This is a genomic window from Rhodococcus sp. BE178 (assembly GCF_050433545.1).
Lineage (GTDB): Bacteria > Actinomycetota > Actinomycetes > Mycobacteriales > Mycobacteriaceae > Prescottella.
This window is the reverse complement of record NZ_JBNPXA010000012.1, coordinates 122,046-141,749: the sequence shown is the minus strand read 5'-3', so window position 1 is coordinate 141,749 and position 19,704 is coordinate 122,046. Positions and strand designations below refer to the sequence as shown.

The window sequence follows — 19,704 nt, the reverse complement described above, 5'->3', positions numbered from 1 at the left end:
GCCGACAGCGCGCGAAGACACGTGGTGGCCGGGTCGATTCGTCGACCCGGCCACCACCGTCGTCAGTTCCGGCCCGCCGGCCGCAGGGATCAGCCGATCCGCTGCATCTCGATGGTCGGATCCTCCATCGGGGGAATCTCGTCCGCCGCCGGTTCCTGCCGGCGGCGCCACCAGATGGTGAAGGCCACCGCCACGACGACGAGCGCGGCGAGTGCGGCGACCGCGATCCAGAAGCGCGGCCCGTAGTAGCCGACGAGCACCATGCGGATTGCGTTGCGGGCCCACGTCAGCGGCATCAGCGCGTGCAGCCACTGCACCGGCGTCGGCATCTGCTCGATCGGATAGACCGCGCCGAACGCGAAGATCTGGATCATCAACGCGCCGAGCGCGATGAAGGTGCCGTTGACCGCACCGAAGACGACGGTGAACAGCCGACCGGACGCGACCGCCGCCGCGCCGACCAGGATCATCACCGCGATCATCGCGACCACGCTCGGCGGGTCCACATCGGCCACCACGAACGCCACCACCGACAGCGTCAGGGCCGCGACGAGGGTCACCAGCGCCGGGATCCGGTAGCGGCGCAGGCCCTCCCGGACGACGCCCGCGTGGACGCGCTGCGGGCGGCCCGGCCGCGGTCGGACCACGAACCACATCAGGATGCCGCAGAGGAACAGCAGCACGGACATCACCGCGGGCACGGCGCCCGGACCGAACCCGGCGGCCGGGTTGGGGTTGCGTTCGGCAACCGCGACCGGCGAGGACAGCAGGTTCGCGGTGGTGGCGCGCTCCTGCTCGCTGAACTGCGGCACCTGCTTGGCGCCGTCGGACAGTCCGGTCGCGAGCTGGGTGCTGCCTTCGTCGAGCTGGCCGACGCCCTTCGAGAGTTCGCCGAGGCCGTCACGCAGCTGGACACTGCCGGGGGCGAGCTGCCCGAGCCCGGCCGACAGTTCGTTCGCACCGGTCGCGAGCTGGTGCGCGCCCTGCGAGAGCTGGCCGAGCCCCGAGTTCAGCTCGCCCGCGCCCGCCGTGGCCGCCATCAGGCCGCCGCGGTAGTCGGCCGTCGGGTCGGTGAGCTGACGCGCGAGTTCGCGTGCCCCGTCCCGCAGTTCCGCGAGCTGACCGCCGATCTCGCCCGACTCACCGACGATGGCCAGCACGGGGCCGGTCACCATGTCGACGATCTCGCTGATCTGCTTGGCGCCGGCACCGAGCTCGTCGGTGCCACCGACGAGCTGGTTCAACCCGGCGCTGAGTTCACCAGATCCGGCGGCCGCTTCGTCGGCGCCCGTCGCGAGCTGGCCCGCGCCGGTGGCGAGTTCCCTGCCTCCCGCGTTCGCCTGCCCGAGTCCGGTCGCGAGCTCCTGACTGCCCGCGTACAGCTGGTTGGTGCCGGCCAGGGCCTCTCCGGTGCCGTCGGAGAGCTGCTGCGCGCCGGCGGCCGCCTCACCCATCCCCTTGCCCACGTCGCCGAGTCCGACGAGGACCTGGTCGACGGACTGCTCACCGATCGACTCGGAGACCGCGGACCGCACCTGTGCCATCACGCTCTCGCCGACAGGAGTCGCGACGAGGCTGTTGTAGTCGTTGTAGACGACGTCGAGCTGGGCCTTGCGCCCGTTCCCCGTCGCGGCACTCGCGACGTCGGCGCTGAACGTCTCCGGGATGACGACGGAGAAGTAGTAGGTGCCATCGTCGACACCGGTCTGTGCTTCCTGCGGCGAGACCACCTTCCACGAGACGTCGCCACTCTCGACGAGGGCGGCCACTACCTCGTCTCCGGCGACGATGCGAGTGCCGTCGACGTCGGCGCCCGCATCGGAGTTCACGATCGCGACGGGCATCCGGTTCACGGTGTCGCCCGGATCCCACAGGGCCCACATGTAGAACGCCGCGAAGGACAGCGGCGCGATCACGACGATCGCGAGGATCGTGCGAATCACGTGAGCGCGGCGAGCCGACGGGCCTGCGGCACTGCTCTGGGTTGGCACCATGAAGGGCTCTCTCTCGTGGTCCGAGGCGCGCCGGACGAACGTGTGGCCGCCGACGACGCTGGACATACGTCCAAATCGGACACGATAGAGAGTGCCGGACCTCGGGGTGGGCGCTTTCACGAAATTGCCCACCCCGATCGGCCGATCAGCTCACGGGGTCGGGGAAGAACAGCTCCCGCGCCCGGCGGGCCACCTCCTCCGGTGGGACGTCCTCGACCCGGGTGCAGACGGCCCAGCGGTGGCCGAACGGGTCGAGGAACACCCCGTGCCGGTCACCCGAGAAGGTGTCCGCCACGGCCGTGATCAGGTGCGCGCCCGCACGCACGGCGGCGTCGACGAACGCGTCGGTGTCCTCGACGTACACGACGAGCGACGAATGCACCCAACCCTGCTCGGGCGCCTTCAGCCCGAAGTCCGGCATCTCCTGGGAGAGTTGGAGCATCGAGTCGCCGATCCGGATCTCGGCGTGCATCACGGTGCCGTCCGGGGCGTCCATCCGGTCGACGATCACCGCGCCCAGACCGCGGACGTAGAAGTTCAGGGCGGCGTCCCCGTCGGGGACGGCCAGGTACGGCGTCAGGGTTCGGTATCCGTCGGGGATCGGTTTCACTGTGGTCATGGCGACAATTCTCGAACGCCGACGGCGGTCGTGGATTGAACGGATCGGACACGCGCCTACCCTGGATCGGGTGATCGACCGAATGCTCGACCTGCTCCGCGGCCGTCGCGTGTGCGTACTGACCGGCGCGGGCATCTCCACCGATTCCGGGATCCCGGACTACCGCGGACCCGACTCTCCCCCGCGCAACCCGATGACCTACCAGCAGTTCGTCGGCGACCCGTCGTTCCGGCGGCACTACTGGGCCCGCAATCACCTCGGGTGGCGGCACATGGATGCGGCCCGGCCCAACGCGGGCCACCGCGCGCTCGCGGCACTCGAGAACGCCGGCGTCGTGCACGGCGTGATCACCCAGAACGTCGACCTGCTGCATACCAAGGCCGGCAGCCGGCACGTCATCGATCTGCACGGCAGCTATGCGCAGGTCCGTTGCCTCGACTGCGGCAACCGGATGTCGCGGATGACGCTCGCCGAGCGCCTCGACGCCGCCAACCCCGGCTTCGCCGAGACCGTCGCCGCCACAAGCGGTGTGGAGATCGCCCCCGATGCCGACGCTGTCGTCGAGAGCACCGAGCACTTCCGGATGGTCGACTGCGCCGCGTGCGGAGGCATGCTCAAACCGGACATCGTGTACTTCGGCGAGAGTGTCCCGAAACCGCGGGTCGCGGCGTCGTTCCAGATAGTCACCGACGCCGACGCCCTGCTGGTCGTCGGCTCGTCGCTCACCGTCATGTCCGGGCTGCGATTCGTGCGCCGCGCCGCCCGCGACCGCATCCCGATCGTCATCGTCAACCGCGGTACCACCCGCGGCGACGAGTTCGCCGCCCTCAAACTCGAGCAGGGCAGCTCCGAGGTCCTGCAGTCCCTCGTCGCCGCCCTGCCAGGCTGATCGGGCTCGCTACAGCGGCACCAGATCGTCGGCGTGGACCACCGGGCGGTGCATGTCCGCCGGCAGATCCGTGGTCGAGCGCCCCAGCATCTCCTCGATCTCGGTCGAGTCGTACGCCACCACGCCGCGTGCCACCGGACGTTCCTCCGGGCCGATCAGCGAGACCACGTCGCCGCCGTAGAAGCGGCCGCCGACCGCGGTGATGCCGGCCGGCAGCAGCGATCGCCGACGCTCCACGACTGCCCGTACCGCGCCGGCGTCCAGGTGCAGCGCGCCCTGGGTGTCGGCCGCATGACGCACCCAGAACTTGCGCGCCGACATGCGATGCGGCCGAGCCGCGAAGACCGTGCCGACATCGGCGGTGGTGAGGGCGGTCGCCGCGTCGGAGGCCGCGGTCAGCAGCACCGGGACACCCGAATCGGCGGCCAGACGCGCGGCGGAGAGCTTGGACGCCATCCCGCCGGTGCCGAGCGCGCCCCCGGAGCCGGCCACCACACCGTCGAGATCCTCGGGGCTGTTGACCTCGGGAATCAGTGTGGCCCCGCCCTTTCGGGGATCACCGTCGTACAGTCCGTCGACATCGGAGAGCAGCACCAGCGCGTCCGCACCCACCAGGTGCGCGACCAGCGCAGCGAGCCGGTCGTTGTCACCGAACCGCAGTTCGGTGGTCGCGACGGTGTCGTTCTCGTTGACGATCGCGACCGCATGTAGCGCCCGCAACCGGTCGAGAGTGCGCTGCGCGTTGCGGTGCTGCGTGCGACGGGCGATGTCGTCGGCGGTGAGCAGCACCTGACCGACGGTGCGGCCGTACCGCGCGAACGACGTACCCCACGCGTGGGCCAGCGCCAGCTGACCCACGCTCGCCGCAGCCTGCTTGGTCGCGAGATCCCTTGGGCGGTGGGTCAACCCGAGCGGCGCCAGGCCCGCGCCGACCGCGCCGGACGAGACGACGACCACGTCGGACCCGGCCCGCATCCGCGCCTCGAGCGCGTCCGCCAGCAGGTTGAGCCGGCCCACATCCAGTCCGCCGATCAGGCTGGTGATCGCCGACGACCCGATCTTGACGACGATGCTGCGCGCCGACGCGATGGAGGCTCTGGTCTCACTCACTTGTCTTTGGGATCCTCACTCGGCAGTCCGCGCCGCGCCCGCTGCGCATGCTTACGTTCGGCGGCTCCGATGCGGTCGACCTGGTCCAGTCGCGCGTCGGTGCCGCGGCCGGTGCGGACGATGTCCACGCCCGCCGCCGTCTGCGGCTCCCATTCGAAGCCGACGTCGCCGATGGTCACGAACGCGCCGGGCTCGGCGCCCTGCTTGACCAACTCGTCCTCGACGCCGAGGCGGGCCAGGCGGTCCGCCAGGTAGCCCACGGCCTCGTCGTTGTCGAACGCCGTCTGTCGCACCCACCGCTCGGGCTGGGTGCCGCGGACGATGAAGCCGCCCGGGTTCTCCGGGTCGGCAATGACGCTGAATCCGGTCTCCTTCGCGGCGATCGGACGGATCACCTGCCGCTTCGGCTCCGCCTTGGGATGCGCCTCGCGGTAGTCGTCAACCATCTTCGCGAGCGCGAAGGTCATGGGCCGCAATCCGTCTCGGCTCACCGCGGAGATCGTGAACACCGGCCAGCCGCGGGCCTCGAAGTCCGGGGTCACCATCTCGGCGAGCTCGGCGGCCTCGGGCACGTCGGCCTTGTTGAGGATCACGATGCGCGGCCGGTCGGCGAGGTCACCGAGGCCGGCGTCGCCCTGGAGCGCGGGCTGGTACGCCGCCAACTCGGCCTCGAGCGCGTCGACGTCGGAGATGGGGTCCCGACCCGGCTCGAGGGTCGCGCAGTCCACGACGTGCGCGAGCACCGCGCACCGCTCGAGATGCCGCAGGAAGTCCAGGCCGAGGCCACGACCCTGGCTGGCCCCCGGGATCAGCCCCGGCACGTCGGCCACCGTGAACGTCGTGTCACCACTCGACACCACACCGAGGTTCGGCTGGAGCGTCGTGAACGGGTAGTCGCCGATCTTCGGCTTGGCAGCGGACAGGACGGACACCAGCGACGACTTGCCGGCGGACGGGAAGCCCACCAGCCCGACGTCGGCGACGGACTTGAGCTCGAGGACCAGGTCCCCTTCCTCGCCGTCCTCGCCGAGCAGCGCGAAGCCCGGGGCCTTGCGCGCCTTGGACGCCAGCGAGGCGTTGCCGAGGCCACCGCGACCGCCACGGGCTGCGACGAATCGGGTACCGACCCCGACGAGGTCGGCCAGGATGTTGCCCGCCTTGTCGAGGACGACGGTGCCGTCGGGCACCCTGAGGGTCAGATCGGAGCCGTTGGCACCCTCACGGTTGCCACCCATCCCCTGGGTGCCGTTGGTCGCCTTCGCGCGGGGATGGAAGTGGAAGTCGAGAAGGGTGTGGACGTTGCCGTCCACCTCGAGCACGACATCCCCGCCGCGACCACCGTTTCCACCATCGGGGCCGCCGAGCGGCTTGAACTTCTCGCGGTGGACGGAGGCGCAACCATTGCCGCCTTTTCCGGCGCTGACGTGCAGCACCACGCGGTCAATGAATCGGGACATGACTGCCGGATCCTTCCTCAGTCAAAGATCTTGCGGTTGATGCAGTGTGACGGAGACGACGCACTGCGGTGAAAACGACAGTAGGGGCGGGCAGGGTTTGAGACCCTGGCCCGCCCCTACTGGGAGATCGGAACGGAATCGGACTCGTCACCGAGTCCGAACCGTAAGTGGCAGCAGACCTAGGCCTCTGCCGCGACCGGAACGATGTTCACGGTCTTGCGCCCGCGCTTGGTGCCGAACTCGACGGCGCCCGCAGCGAGAGCGAACAGGGTGTCGTCACCGCCACGACCGACGTTGACGCCGGGGTGGAAGTGGGTGCCACGCTGGCGCACGAGGATCTCACCGGCGCTGACGGACTGGCCGCCGAAGCGCTTGACGCCGAGTCGCTGTGCGTTTGAATCGCGACCGTTACGGGAGCTGGATGCGCCCTTCTTATGTGCCATGTCGAATCCCTCCAGGAATCGGTGAAAAGCTCGAGCTACTTGATGCCGGTGACCTTGAGGACCGTCAGCTTCTGACGGTGACCCTGGCGCTTGTGGTAGCCGGTCTTGTTCTTGAACTTGTGGATCCGGATCTTCGGGCCCTTGGTGTGCTCGACGACCTCACCGGTCACGGAGATCTTCGCCAGCTTGTCGGCGTCGGTGGTCAGCTCGGACCCATCGACCACGAGGACCGGGGCAAGCGAGACAGCGGTGCCGGGCTCACCCTCGATCTTCTCGACCTTGACGAGGTCACCAACAGCGACCTTGTACTGCTTTCCGCCGGTCTTGACGATCGCGTACGTTGCCATCGGACGGCTACCCCTTGCTACTTCGAACGTGCTCGCGCCGCTGCCCTAAAGGCTTTCAGTGCTGCGCGACTGGTCTGGTGTGGCGGCTACCCCTTGCGCGCCCGTGGTATGCCCAAATCGGGCGCAGCAGAGCGGTATCGCCGGGTAGCGACCGGTCAAGATTACGGGACGGCGACCGTCAGGGTCAAACTGGCCGGTCGACCGGTCCCGATGTGGCACTCCGCCGCCCCGTGTCACATACGGAGCGGCGGCCTACCACGGTATTCGTCAGGCCTCGGCATCCACCGGCGGGCCCGCGGGACGTGCAGCGGCACGACGGCGGCGCGGACGACGTGCCGGGGGCACCTCACCGTCCGACGACTCCGAGGGCCCTGCTGCCTCCACTGACGCCTCTGCGACCGCAGGAGCCGCCTCTTTGGACGCCTCGGGGGCAGCGGACGGCACCGACTCGGGCTCCGGAGCGGACTCGGGCTCCGTGACCGGAATCACGAACACCGTTCCCGTGTCGGAGGTCTCACCGACCGGGGCGGCTGCCGCACGGGACACCCGCCGGCTGCGGCGGCGTCCCCGGGGGGCCGCCTCCTTCTCCGTGTCGGCGTCGGACGCCGCGGGCGTCTCGGGTTCGGGCTTCGTCTCGGGTTCGGGCTTCGGCTCGGACTTCGCCTGGGGTTCGAGTTCGACCCCGGCCTCGTGCGACGCGTGCTCGTCCGGATGCGACTCGTGCTCGCCGTGATGCGAGGCCATCGCGAGCGCCACCGGATGCGCCCGCTTCACGGTCGCGTCCGCAGCCGACTCTTCCGGACTCGGGTGCGGATGCGCCTGCTGCCCGTCTGCCACGGGTTCCGGCGCAGCCGCGGCGGCGCGGTCACGACCGCGCTTCTTGCGGCCACCCGACTCCTTGGACTGGCCCCGGCCACCGTCGTCGGTCGACTTCACCTCGACGGGTTCGCTGTGCACGATGATCCCGCGACCGTGGCAGTGCTCACACGTCGTCGAGAATGCCTCGACCAGTCCGGTGCCCAGCTTCTTGCGGGTCATCTGGACCAGGCCGAGCGACGTGACCTCGGATACCTGGTGCCGCGTGCGGTCCCGACCGAGTGCCTCGGTGAGTCGACGCAGGACGAGATCGCGGTTGGACTCGAGCACCATGTCGATGAAGTCGACGACGATCATGCCGCCGATGTCGCGCAGGCGCATCTGCCGCACGATCTCCTCGGCCGCTTCGAGGTTGTTACGGGTGACCGTCTCCTCGAGATTGCCGCCGGCACCGGTGAACTTGCCGGTGTTGACGTCCACGACGGTCATCGCCTCGGTGCGGTCGATCACCAGCGTGCCACCCGAGGGCAGCCACACCTTGCGGTCGAGCGCCTTGGCGAGCTGCTCGTCGATGCGATGCGTCTCGAAGACGTCCGGGGTGCCGGACTCCACGACGTGCCGCTCCACCCGCGGCAGCAGATCCGGTGCGACGGTCTTGATGTAGGTCTCGACCGTGCTCCAGGCCTTCTCGCCCTCGATCACGAGCTTCGAGAAATCCTCGTTGAACAGGTCGCGGACGACCTTCACAAGCAGATCGGGCTCCTCGTACAGCGCCTGCGGCGTGCCCGACTTGCCCTCCTTCGCCTTCGCGGCCTGTTCCTCGATGGTCGCCCACTGCGTCTGCAGTCGGGTGACGTCGCGCGACAACTCTTCCTCGCTGACGCCCTCGGACGCCGTGCGAATGATCACACCGGCGTCGGCCGGGACGATCTCGCGGAGGATCTCCTTGAGGCGCTTGCGCTCGGTGTCGGGCAGCTTGCGGCTGATACCGGTCGACGTGCCACCCGGCACGTACACCAGGAATCGTCCGGCCAGGCTGATCTGCGTCGTCAGGCGCGCGCCCTTGTGACCGACCGGATCCTTGCTGACCTGGACCAGCACCTGGTCGCCGGGCCGCAGGGCCTGTTCGATCTTGCGGGAATTGCCGCCGAGACCGGCCGCCTCCCAGTTGACCTCACCGGCGTAAAGCACGCCGTTGCGGCCACGCCCGATGTCGATGAACGCGGCCTCCATGCTGGGCAGCACGTTCTGGACGCGACCGAGGTAGACGTTGCCGACCATCGACGACGAGGACGACCCCGTGACGAAGTGCTCCACCAGAACGCCGTCCTCGAGGACCGCGACCTGCGTGGATGCCGCCGGGTTGGTGCCGCCGACCTTCTCGCGGACAACCATGACCCGGTCGACCGCCTCGCGGCGTGCCAGGAACTCGGACTCGCTCAGGATCGGGGGACGGCGACGGCCGGCGTCGCGGCCGTCACGACGGCGCTGACGCTTGGCCTCGAGCCGCGTCGAGCCGCTGATGCCCTGGACCTCGTCCTTGACGGCGCGGGCCTTGTTGCGCGGTTCACGCTCGTGGACGACGGTGTTCGGCGGATCGTCCTCGGACGAGACCTCCCCGTCGCTGCCGCCCTTGCGCCGACGGCGGCGGCGACGACGACGGCTGCTGTCGCCGGACTCGTCCGACTCGGCGTGCTCGTCCTCGGCGGACTCGGGAGCCTCGGCCGCTTCCACGGCGTCGTCCTCGGAAGCCGTCGCCTTGTCGGCCTCGTGAGTCTTCTCGGCGTTGTCGGCCTTGTCGGCCTCGTCTGTGTCGTCCGACTCGGCGCCGTCGGCCTGCTGCTCTCCACGGCCGCGACCGCGGCCACGGCGTCCACGACGACGGCGGCGCTGCTGCTCGCCGCCCTCGCTCTCCCCGCCGTCGGCGCTCTCGGCGCTCTCGGCGCCCGCGGCGGTTTCGGTGTCTTCGGTGCTCTCCGTGTCTTCCCGGGCACCGGAGGTCGCCTCCGCGTCCTCGGCGACGGCGGCCGGCGCGGCTTCGTCGGCCGCGGTCTGCGACTCGTCGGTCACCTCGGGGGCGGCGGCCGCGCGACGGCTGCGACGACGACGCGGTGCGGTCTCGGCGGCGGCCGCTTCGGGCTGGAGGAACAGCGGGGCCTGCACCACCGCGGGTGCGGCGGCCGACTCGTGCTCGGTGCCGAGTTCGACGTTGGTGAAGAGCCCGGTGAAGTCGTCGCCGGAGCGGGCCGACTCGACGGGCGTGGCCTCGGCGGGGGCTTCGGTCTCGGTGGCGGCCTCGATCACCGGCTCTGCGGCGACCTCGACCTTCGGGGCGGCCTTCTTGCGCGCCCGCTTGCGGGGCGCGGGCTTCTCGGCGGGCGCGGGCTCCGCGGCGGGCTCGGGCTCGACCGGGGCAGCCTCGGCGGAGGCGGTCTCCACGACAGGCTCGGCGGCAGGCTCCGCCGGAGCGGTCTGCGCGGCACCGGACACGGTGGCGTGGATGCGCTCGGCGATATCGCGCTGGAGGCTGGACTGCGCGCTGCGCAACTCGGTGCCCAGCGCTGCGGCCTCCGCGAGCACCTGCTTGCTCGTGACACCGAGCAGCTTGGCGAGCGCGTGCACGCGGATCTTCTCGGGGAGCACCGGGGTGGTACTCGGGTCGACCGACGCTTCCGCGATCGGTTCCTGAACAGTTTCGGGCGGCGCTTGATCGGCCACGTATTCTCCTCGAGCCCCCGGGCGCGTCCACCCGTCTTTCATCGGATGTGACGCGGCCGCGCGGGGGCGATGGTTGTGTACTCGCACCGGGGGTACGAGATTGTATGGTCTCGCTCCACGTGGTTCACAGTGTCCGTTAATCACTGCGGAATCGCGCGGTGCCTGGCTGGATGGCGGCGATCCACGGCGCGAGCGCCTGACCGTTCACGACGTGAGCGCCTGATCATCCAGCGTGCCGCACGGAACAGGGATTACCTGCGCCGGTAGGGCAGCGATGACGGGCTTCGCACCGTGGTGTCATCCGATCGGATCCGCGTGGAGCAAAATTGCGGTCCGACCGATTTCAGTATCCCACACCTGGGCCGGGTGTCCTCTCATCGGCGCACCGGTAGGTGGCAAAACAAAGGGACGCTCCGCGGGCACGACGGCCCGGGAGCGTCCCGAGTTGTGGGCCTCAGGCCCGAGCGAGCTGGGGAAACCAGAGCGCGATCTCACGCTCGGCCGACTCGACGGAGTCGGATCCGTGGACCAGATTCTGTCCGCCGTCGAGGGCCAGGTCGGCACGGATGGTGCCGGGGACCGCCTTCTCGACCGGGTCGGTACCGCCGGCGATCTGACGGAACGCGGCGATCGCGCGCGGGCCTTCGAGCACAGCGGCCACGAGCGGCCCGGAGGTGATGAAGTCGAGCAGCCCCGGGTAGAACGGCTTGCCTTCGTGTTCGGCGTAATGCGTCGCGGCGACATCGCCGGGCGCCGTCCGCAGTTCCATCGCCGCAATGGTCAGACCCTTGCGTTCGATGCGGGAGAGGATCTCGCCGACATAGCCACGGGCCACGCCGTCGGGCTTGATCAGTACCAGGGTGCGCTCAGTCACGGCGAACAGCCTAGACGGTCAGTCTCGTTGCCCCGGCAGCAGACCCCGCTCGATCCGGCGCGCGATGTCCTTGCGCAGGTACACGATGTACAGCCACACCGCACCGAACAGAAGACCGATCACGCCGAGCGCGGTGTCGATGAAGAAGCCGAGGATCGTGAGAACCTGCAGCGCGAGGTTGAACTTCATCGCCCACGGTCGTCCCTGCACTCCGGCGCCCAGGATCATCAGCAGCGCCAGCACACAGATGTACAGGCCCGACGCCCACGTCAGGCCCTTCGAGTTGACGACGGCAACGACGGGCAGCGCCAACAGCACCACGATCGCCTCGAGGATGAGGGTTCCCGCCATCACACCGCGGAAGCCCTTCCACGGATCCTTCGCCGGCGGCTGGAACTGGGGTTCTGGGGTGTCGCTCACGCGGGGTCCTTTCCGAACAGGGAGCGGGCAACGCCCGCGGTGACGACCGAACCGGTGACGACGACGCCCGCCCCCGAGACTGCCTCACCGGGCTCGGCGACCTCCTCGGCCAGCCCGATCGCGGTCTCGAGCGCGTCGGCCAGGGTGGGCGCGACGACGACCCGCTCGTCGCCGAACCGTGCCACGGCACGGTTCGCGAGGTCCTCGACATCCATCGCCCGAGGCGATCCGTTGTGCGTGACGACGAGCTCGTCGAATACAGGCTCGAGTGCGTCGAGGATGCCGTCGACGTCCTTGTCCCCCATGACGCTGACGACACCGACGAGCTTGCGGAAGTCGAACTCGGCAACCAGCGCGGCCGCCAGGGCCTGCGCCCCGTGCGGGTTGTGCGCGGCATCGAGGAACACGGTCGGCGCGCTGCGGACCCGTTCGAGACGGCCCGGGTTGACGACGGACGCGAAGCCCGCACGGATCGCATCCGCGTCGAGCTGCCGGTCGGGTCCGGCGCCGAAGAACGCCTCGACCGCGGCGAGCGCGAGCGACGCGTTGCGCGCCTGGTGCTCGCCGTGCAGCGGCAGGAAGATGTCCTCGTACACGCCGCCGAGGCCCTGCAGCTCGAGCTGCTGGCCGCCGATCGCGATCTGCCGACGCAGCACCCGGAACTCCGAGCCCTCACGCGCCACCGCTGCGTCCGCCTCGACGGCCCGGCGCAGCAGCACGTCCATCACCTCGGGGCTCTGCTCGGCGATGATCGCGACGGTGTCGATCGGGGCGACGCCCTCGACTCCGCTCTCGCGACCCTTCTTGATGATCCCGGCCTTCTCCCCCGCGATCGACTCGAGGTCGGGGCCCAGGTACTCGACGTGGTCGAGCCCGATCGGCGTGATCACCGCGACCTGGGCGTCGATGACGTTGGTGGCATCCCACTTGCCGCCCAGACCGGTCTCGACGACCGCGACGTCGACCGGCGCCTCCGCGAAGGCGGCGTAGGCCATCGCCGTGGTGACCTCGAACTTGCTCATCGCGGGACCACCGGCAGCCTCGGACTGCCGGTCGATCATCGCGATGTACGGCTCGAGCTCGCGGTACGTGTCGATGTAGGTGCGCACCGGGATCGGCGCGCCGTCGATGCTGATCCGCTCGGTCGCCAGCTGCAGGTGCGGACTGGTGGTCCGGCCGGTCCGCCGATGCAGGTGGGTGAGCAGGGCGTCGATCATCCGCGTCACCGACGTCTTGCCGTTGGTGCCGGCGACATGGATGGCCGGGTAGCTGAGCTGCGGCGAGCCGAGCAGATCCATCAACGCGGAGATCCGGGTCAGCGACGGCTCGATCTTGGTCTCGGGCCAGCGCTTGTCCAGTTCCGCCTCGACGAGCGCGAGTTCGGCGAGGTCGACCGGGGTGGGATCTCCCGGGCGTTCGGTGCTCACGCTCCGCCCAGCTCCTTCAGACGTGCGGACATGCGGGCGATCTCCTCCTGCGCCACCTGCTGACGGGCGCGGATCTTGTCGACGACCGCGTCGGGGGCCTTCGCGAGGAACGCCTCGTTGGACAGCTTCGCGGTGGTGCCCGCAAGCTCCTTCTCGGCGGCCGCGAGGTCCTTCTCCAGACGCTTCTTCTCGGCGCCCAGGTCGACGGTGCCCGACGTGTCGAGTTCCACGGTCACGGTGGCCTTGCTCAGGCGCACCTCGACCGAGGCGGTCGCGGAGAAGCCGTCGGCGGGCTCGGTGAGCTTGGCGAGTGCCGCCACCGAGGCGAGCTGGCCCTCGACGTCGGCGTCGGCCGCACCGGACAGGCGCGCGGCCACCTTCTGCGACGGCTTGAGGCCCTGGTCGCTGCGGAAACGACGCACCTCGGTGACGAGGCGCTGCATGTCCTCGATCCGCTGCGCGGCAACGGGATCCGCGGCAACGCCGGTGGCGGTCGGCCAGTCGGCGATCACGACGGACTCGCCACCGGTGAGCACCTTCCACAGCGTCTCGGTGACGAACGGGATCACCGGGTGCAGCATCCGCAGCAGCGTGTCGAGGACGTTTCCGAGGACCGCCTTGGTGCCCTCGGCGTGGTCGGAGCCCTCCGCCAGCTGCACCTTGGCGAGCTCGAGGTACCAGTCGCACACCTCGTCCCACGCGAAGTGGTAGAGCGCCTCGCACGCCTTGGAGAACTCGAACTTCTCGAATGCCTCGTCGACCTCGGTACGGACCTGCTCGAGCCGGTCCAGGATCCAGCGGTCGGCGTCGGTGAGCTGATCGCGCGCCGGCAGGTCCGCGACGACGGCACCGTTCATCAGCGCGAACTTGGTGGCGTTGAACAGCTTGTTCGCGAAGTTCCGCGACGACTGCGCATGGTCCTCACCGACGGCGAGGTCGCTGCCCGGGTTGGCGCCGCGGGCGAGCGTGAAGCGCAGCGCGTCGGCGCCGAAGCGGTCGACCCAGTCGAGCGGGTCGATGCCGTTGCCGCGCGACTTCGACATCTTCTTGCCGAACTGGTCGCGGACCAGGCCGTGCAGGAACAGGTCCTGGAACGGCACCTTGCCGCCGCCCACCGCGTCGTCGCCGGCCACGTACGTGCCGAACATCATCATCCGGGCCACCCAGAAGAACAGGATGTCGTAGCCGGTGACGAGAACGCTGGTGGGGTAGAACTTCTCGATCTCGGGGGTCTTGTCGGGCCAGCCCATCGTGGAGAACGGCCACAGGCCCGACGAGAACCACGTGTCGAGGACGTCGGGGTCCTGCTCCCAGCCCTCGGGTGCGGTCTCGTCCGGGCCGAAGCACTGCACCTCGCCGTTCGGTCCGTACCAGATCGGGATGCGGTGGCCCCACCACAGCTGGCGCGAGATGCACCAGTCGTGCATGTTGTCGACCCATGCGAACCAGCGCGGCTCCTGGCTGGCAGGGTGAATGACGGTGTCGCCGTTGCGAACCGCGTCACCGGCGGCCTTGGCGAGCGCATCGACCTTGACCCACCACTGCATCGACAGCCGCGGCTCGATGGTCTCGCCCGAACGCTCGGAGTGGCCGACGCTGTGCACGTACGGGCGCTTCTCGGCGACGACGCGGCCCTGCTCGGCGAGCGCCTCGCGGACCTTCACGCGGGCCTCGAAGCGGTCCATGCCGTCGAACTGCGTTCCGGTGTCGGCGATCTTGCCGGTCTTGTCCATGATGGTGGGCATCGGCAGGCTGTGCCGGACGCCCATCTCGAAGTCGTTGGGGTCGTGCGCGGGCGTGATCTTCACGGCGCCGGTGCCGAACGCGGGGTCGACGTAGTCGTCGGCGATGATCGGGATCTGCCGGCCGGTGAAGGGGTGCTCGAGCGTGGTGCCGACGAGGTGCTTGTAGCGCTCGTCCTCGGGGTGGACGGCGACCGCGGTGTCACCGAGCATCGTCTCGACACGGGTGGTCGCGACGATGACGTGCGGCTCGTCGTCGTTCAGCGAGCCGTAGCGCAGCGAGACGAGCTCGCCCTCGACCTCCTCGAACTTCACCTCGATGTCCGAGATCGCGGTCTGCAGCACCGGCGACCAGTTGACGAGGCGCTCGGCGCGGTAGATGAGGCCGTCGTCGTACAGGCGCTTGAAGATGGTCTGGACGGCGCGCGAGAGGCCCTCGTCCATCGTGAAGCGGTCGCGGGACCAGTCGACGCCGTCGCCGATGCGACGCATCTGGCCCTGGATGGTGCCGCCGGACTCGCGCTTCCAGTCCCAGACCTTCTCGATGAACTGCTCGCGGCCGAAGTCTTCCTTCTTCTTGCCGTCCGCGGCCAACTGCTTCTCGACGATCGTCTGCGTCGCGATGCCGGCGTGATCCATGCCGGGCAGCCACAGCACCTCGAAGCCCTGCATGCGCTTGCGGCGGCACAGCGCGTCCATCAGGGTGTGGTCGAGCGCATGGCCCATGTGGAGGCTGCCGGTGACGTTCGGCGGCGGCAGCACGATCGAGTAGCCGGGATTGTCGCTCGACGGGTCGGCCGTGAAGTAACCGGCGTCTACCCAGCCCTGATACAAGTCGGCCTCTACCGCACTGGGATCCCAGCTCTTGGGGAGGGCGTCTGCGGGGTTCTGGGGAGTCTCTGGCGCACTGGTCACCCCCCAATCGTAGTCAGTGCCGCCGAATCGTCCGGACCCGGCTCGGCGCCCCCATCGCCCCCGCCCCTCCCCCTCGCGTTTTGCGCACTTATCGGTCCCGGCTCGGCCCGTCCAGGAACGACAAGTGCGCAAATCGGCGGATCAGGATCCCAGTACGTCGGGCAGCGGGACGTCCTCCTCGAGCACGTGCTCGGCGAGGAACGACTCCACCACCTGGTACCAGATCTTGGCGTGCTGGGGGCTGAGCACCCAGTGGTTCTCGTCGGGGAAGTACAGGAACCGGTGGTCGGTCTCCCCCTGGGCGTCGGCGGGCAGCCCCGACTCGGACAGCAGTTCGTACCAGAGGCGCAGTCCCTCACCGATCGGCACGCGGTAGTCCTTGTCGCCGTGGATCACCAGCATCGGGGTGACGATGTCGGCGACGTACAGGTGCGGGGAGTTCTCGAACGCCATCTCGGGCGTCATCTCGCGCTGCCAGTACCAGGCGGCGTCGGTGGTGGGACCGAACTGGTCCAGCGCCCACAGGCTCGCGTGCGTGACGATCGCCTTGAAGCGGTCGGTGTGGCCGGCGATCCAGTTCGCCATGTAGCCGCCGAACGAGCCGCCCATCGCGGCCGTTCGCTTCGCGTCGATCTCCGGCAGCGCCTCCGCGGCGTCGGTGATCGCCATCAGATCGGTGTAGGGCGCCTTGCCCCACTGTCCCCAGCCGCGTTGGACGAAGTCCTGACCGTATCCGGTGGACAGCGCGGGATCCGGCAGCAGCACCGCGTACCCCTTGGCGACCAGCAGCCACGGGTTCCAGCGCCACGACCAGGTGTTCCACGAATTCAGCGGGCCGCCGTGCACCCACAGCAGCAGCGGCGCCGGGCGTTCCGCCGACGCCGAGTCGGGCAGTGCCAGCCACGAGCGCAGCGGGGTGCCGTCGGCGGCCTGCCCCACTACCTCGGTGAGGCGGCCGGGCAGCCGGGGCGACACCGACGGGGCACGCAGTTCCGTGACGGAGCCGACGTCGCCGACGAGGGCGATCCGCACCGGGTGCGGCGGCCGCGCGTACGAGGCGCGCATCGCGTACACCGCGGAGCCGTCCGGGGCCGGACGCAGATCGGTGTAGGCGGCGTCGTCGGCCGTGAGCGCCGCCGGTGTACCGCCGCGCAGCAGGAAGATCGGGCCGCGACCGCGGTCGTCGGCGGTGACGAGCAGGCCGTCACCGCCCGGCAGCCACGCGACGGCCGTCGGCCAACGATCCCAGCCCGGGGCGAGATCCTCGACGACCCCGCTCGCGAAGGTGATGCGGTGCAGCGTGATTCGTGGCGCCTGCTCCGGATCCCCGTGGGATTCACGCAGGTACACGACCTGCGTGCCGTCGGGCGAGATCGCCGGATGCAACACGTCCGCCGTGTCGTCGTCGACGAGCGTGGTGCGCTCCCCCGTCGCCACGTCGATCCGCACCAGGATAGTGCGCATCGTGCCGAGAACACCCGGGACCGACCAGGTGCTGACGACGAACGATCCGTCGTCGGCGAGCGCGTAGTCGGCGTCGCGCAGCGCGACGCCCGGCATCGGCGTCAGGTCGTCGAGCACGATTTCCTCGGCGGCACCGCCGCTGGTGGCACCTGCCAGCAGGTGCGGGACGTCGGGGCCGAGGTCGTGGTCCCAGTGCCGCACCGGGTATCCGGTGTGCAGGACGGCCGAGACCTTCTTGTCCTTGCGCTCGCCGCGGATCCGCTCGTCGTCCTCGACCGTCCCGGAGGCCCCGAGGACACCGGTGCTCACCACGACGCGCGCCGCCGACCGCGCGGCACGCACGCCCGCGATCCCGCCACCGCGTCCGGCCACCCGGCAGGCCTCGCCACCGGCGGCGGGCAGGCGCCACAGTGACGCCGCCGTGTCGTCGGAGTCGTCGGGCGAGGGCCGCGTCGACGTGAACAGCAGATCGCCGTCGTGGGTGAACGCGGCGCCGGATTCGCCCTTCGATCCCCACGTGAGCCGCCGCGCGGGGCCCGCACCGGCCGGATCGATCTCCCACAGCGCGGACACGTACTTGGTGGCCGTGTCGTCGAGCACCGCCTGCGCGACGACGAGCCGGGTGCCGTCCGGGGACAGCTCGAGGCCCGACATGCGAGGCAGGGCGAGGTAGTCGTCCAGGTCCTGGAAGGGGATGCCGAGAGAGTGCTGCGGGGTCGAGGTCACCCCTGATTGGTACCACGCCGAGACGGCCCGTGACGGCCGTCACGGTGCACGTTCACGATGCGATCACCGCGGATTGCGCCACATCTTCCACAGTGTCGGACCACCGTTCGGGATCACGATCTCTCCGGTGACCTCGAACCCGAAGCGTTCGTAGTAGGGGATGTTCGCGTGCTTGCTGGATTCGAGGTAGGCCGGCGCCGCCTCGGCATCGCAGCGGGACAGGCGCGAGTTCAGCAGTGCCTTGCCGTAACCGCCACCGCGGCCTGCCGAGGAGGTGCCGATGGTCGCCAGATACCAGTGCGGTTCGGTGGGATGTGCCGACTCGAGCGCATGCGAGACCTCGGCACCGACGCGCAGGTACCGGCCCAGTGCGCGCGCCACGGTCGGCAGGCTCAGGAAGGAATCGAACGCCGACTGCTTCCACCGGCCCGGCGGATCCCACAGCGCACCGCCGACGATGGTGCCGTCGGCCGACTCGGCCAGCTCCGCACCCCCGCCGGAGAGATGGTGGTAGCGGATCTCCGCCGCGAACAACCGGGCCAGGCCGGCCGGCCGCTTCGAGGCGTCGGGCAACATCCAGCTCATCACGGGATCGTCGTCGAACGCCTCGGCCAGCGCACGTGAGAGCGCGGGAATGTCCGGTCGGGTCACGGGTCGCACGACGGCTGCCATAACCGCGAGAGTACCGGCCGGGTCAGCCCAGCAGCGGTGCGATTCGGGGCGGGATCTGCTGCAACGCGTACGGCAGGCTCAGCACGGTGCTCCACGTCATGGCCTCCGCCGCCTCGTCGTCGAGGATGACCGCGCGCCCGTCCTCGACGACGTCGAGTGTCCGATAGATCGGCGTCTTCGCGAGCTCGGCGCGGAGATCGTCGCCGAACCCGCCCCCCGCGTACCAGACGAGGAGGTCGACGTTCGCGAGCGACAGCTGCTCGGTACTGATCTCGGCAAAGTTCGTCTTGCGGATCTGCTCGGCCACAGGCGGATTCACGAATCCGAGTTCGGTGAAGAAGCGAACCTTGGGGTCCTCCGGTCCGTACACCCCGAACTGGCCGGGCCCCTTCAGCGCCCCGACGAGCACCGTCTTGCCGGCGAACACCGGGTTGGCGAGCGCGACATCGGTCAACTGCTGCTGCACCCCCGACACCAGTTCGGCGGCTCGGTCCTGCCGCCCCAGTGCCTCCCCCAGGATCATGGTCTGGTCCTGCCAGCGCACGCCGTAGTCCGCGACCCCGGCCGGTTGCGCCACCGTCGGGGCGATCGCGGAGAGCTTGTCGTACTGGCCCTGCGTGAGGCCCGAATACGTACCCACGATGAGGTCGGGGGCGACGCCCGCCACCTTCTCGATATCGATGCCGGTGCTCGCGCTGCCGATGACCGGCAGTTCCGCCTCACCCAATTCGTCCTGCGCCCACGGCCACACCGCGCTCGGGTAGTCGCCGTACCAGTCGAACACCCCGACCGGCACCGTCCCGAGAGCCAGCAGTGCGTCCTGGTCGTTGTAGCCGACGCTCACCACCCGCTTGGGCTGGGCGGGCACCGTGGTCTGCCCGTACTTGTGGGCCACGGTCGCGCCGGGGGCGTCGTCGGAATCGCCGCCACCGGATTCCGCGCCGGCGCATGCCGCCGCGAACGCGAGCAGCGCACCGGTGCCACCGATCAGGAACCCCCTCCGCGAGAGGGCACCCATGTCCCGGCGTCCGACCGTCCCGAAGCCGTGTCCAGGTCCGCAATCCCCCATAG

15 protein-coding genes are annotated in these 19,704 nt (G+C 69.8%); 1 reads left to right on the top strand and 14 read right to left on the bottom strand.

The features are described from left to right. Window positions 1-89: 89 nt before the first annotated feature. Together J2X34_RS20220 and J2X34_RS20215 are read right to left on the bottom strand one after the other, a co-directional pair. Entirely contained in the window at window positions 90-1,994 is a 1,905-nt protein-coding gene (locus J2X34_RS20220; protein WP_114719382.1) for a YhgE/Pip domain-containing protein, read from the bottom strand. A 145-nt stretch (window positions 1,995-2,139) separates the two neighbouring features. Next, on the bottom strand, window positions 2,140-2,613 hold the full coding sequence (locus J2X34_RS20215) for a VOC family protein (protein ID WP_114719045.1): 474 nt from the start codon (window positions 2,611-2,613) through the stop codon (window positions 2,140-2,142). Window positions 2,614-2,683: 70 nt separating this feature from the next. Between J2X34_RS20215 and J2X34_RS20210 the strand changes: the two genes are divergently transcribed. After that, window positions 2,684-3,502, top strand: coding sequence for an NAD-dependent protein deacetylase (locus J2X34_RS20210; RefSeq protein WP_429519403.1), 819 nt, complete (start codon window positions 2,684-2,686; stop codon window positions 3,500-3,502). A 9-nt stretch (window positions 3,503-3,511) separates the two neighbouring features. Here the strand turns inward: J2X34_RS20210 and proB are convergent, their stop codons facing one another. The 12 genes from proB to J2X34_RS20150 all read right to left on the bottom strand — a co-directional run bounded on the left by proB (window position 3,512) and on the right by J2X34_RS20150 (window position 19,651). Next, a complete protein-coding gene (proB, locus tag J2X34_RS20205) occupies window positions 3,512-4,612 on the bottom strand; it encodes a glutamate 5-kinase (RefSeq protein WP_114719043.1) in 1,101 nt (366 codons plus the stop codon). Beyond that, window positions 4,609-6,069, bottom strand: coding sequence for a GTPase ObgE (gene obgE, locus J2X34_RS20200; protein WP_114719042.1), 1,461 nt, complete (start codon window positions 6,067-6,069; stop codon window positions 4,609-4,611). The genes proB and obgE overlap by 4 nt, the downstream gene beginning before the upstream one ends. 179 nt (window positions 6,070-6,248) lie before the next feature. Next, the gene (gene rpmA, locus J2X34_RS20195) at window positions 6,249-6,512 is read right to left on the bottom strand and encodes a 50S ribosomal protein L27 (RefSeq protein WP_013416501.1); all 264 of its coding nucleotides are present in this window, start codon (window positions 6,510-6,512) and stop codon (window positions 6,249-6,251) included. A 35-nt stretch (window positions 6,513-6,547) separates the two neighbouring features. Beyond that, window positions 6,548-6,859, bottom strand: a complete 312-nt coding sequence (rplU, locus tag J2X34_RS20190) for a 50S ribosomal protein L21 (RefSeq protein ID WP_005512259.1) — start codon at window positions 6,857-6,859, stop codon at window positions 6,548-6,550. Window positions 6,860-7,126: 267 nt separating this feature from the next. Then, a complete protein-coding gene (locus J2X34_RS20185; protein WP_429519388.1) occupies window positions 7,127-10,393 on the bottom strand; it encodes a translation initiation factor IF-2 N-terminal domain-containing protein in 3,267 nt (1,088 codons plus the stop codon). Window positions 10,394-10,847: 454 nt separating this feature from the next. After that, window positions 10,848-11,267, bottom strand: coding sequence for a nucleoside-diphosphate kinase (ndk, locus tag J2X34_RS20180; protein WP_114719040.1), 420 nt, complete (start codon window positions 11,265-11,267; stop codon window positions 10,848-10,850). Window positions 11,268-11,285: 18 nt separating this feature from the next. Beyond that, entirely contained in the window at window positions 11,286-11,687 is a 402-nt protein-coding gene (locus J2X34_RS20175) for a DUF4233 domain-containing protein (protein WP_114719039.1), read from the bottom strand. Beyond that, window positions 11,684-13,114: a bifunctional tetrahydrofolate synthase/dihydrofolate synthase gene (gene folC / locus J2X34_RS20170; RefSeq protein WP_114719038.1), complete on the bottom strand. Its 1,431-nt coding sequence runs from the start codon at window positions 13,112-13,114 to the stop codon at window positions 11,684-11,686. The genes J2X34_RS20175 and folC overlap by 4 nt, the downstream gene beginning before the upstream one ends. Then, a complete protein-coding gene (locus J2X34_RS20165; protein ID WP_114719037.1) occupies window positions 13,111-15,771 on the bottom strand; it encodes a valine--tRNA ligase in 2,661 nt (886 codons plus the stop codon). Before J2X34_RS20165 ends, folC begins: the two co-directional genes overlap by 4 nt. A gap of 141 nt (window positions 15,772-15,912) precedes the next feature. Next, window positions 15,913-17,889: an alpha/beta fold hydrolase gene (locus tag J2X34_RS20160; RefSeq protein ID WP_429519464.1), complete on the bottom strand. Its 1,977-nt coding sequence runs from the start codon at window positions 17,887-17,889 to the stop codon at window positions 15,913-15,915. A gap of 135 nt (window positions 17,890-18,024) precedes the next feature. Next, on the bottom strand, window positions 18,025-18,633 hold the full coding sequence (locus J2X34_RS20155) for a GNAT family N-acetyltransferase (protein WP_174911433.1): 609 nt from the start codon (window positions 18,631-18,633) through the stop codon (window positions 18,025-18,027). Window positions 18,634-18,655: 22 nt separating this feature from the next. Next, window positions 18,656-19,651 (bottom strand): iron-siderophore ABC transporter substrate-binding protein, encoded by a 996-nt coding sequence (locus J2X34_RS20150; RefSeq protein WP_429519377.1) that lies wholly within the window; start codon window positions 19,649-19,651, stop codon window positions 18,656-18,658. Between the last annotated feature and the right edge of the window lie 53 nt (window positions 19,652-19,704).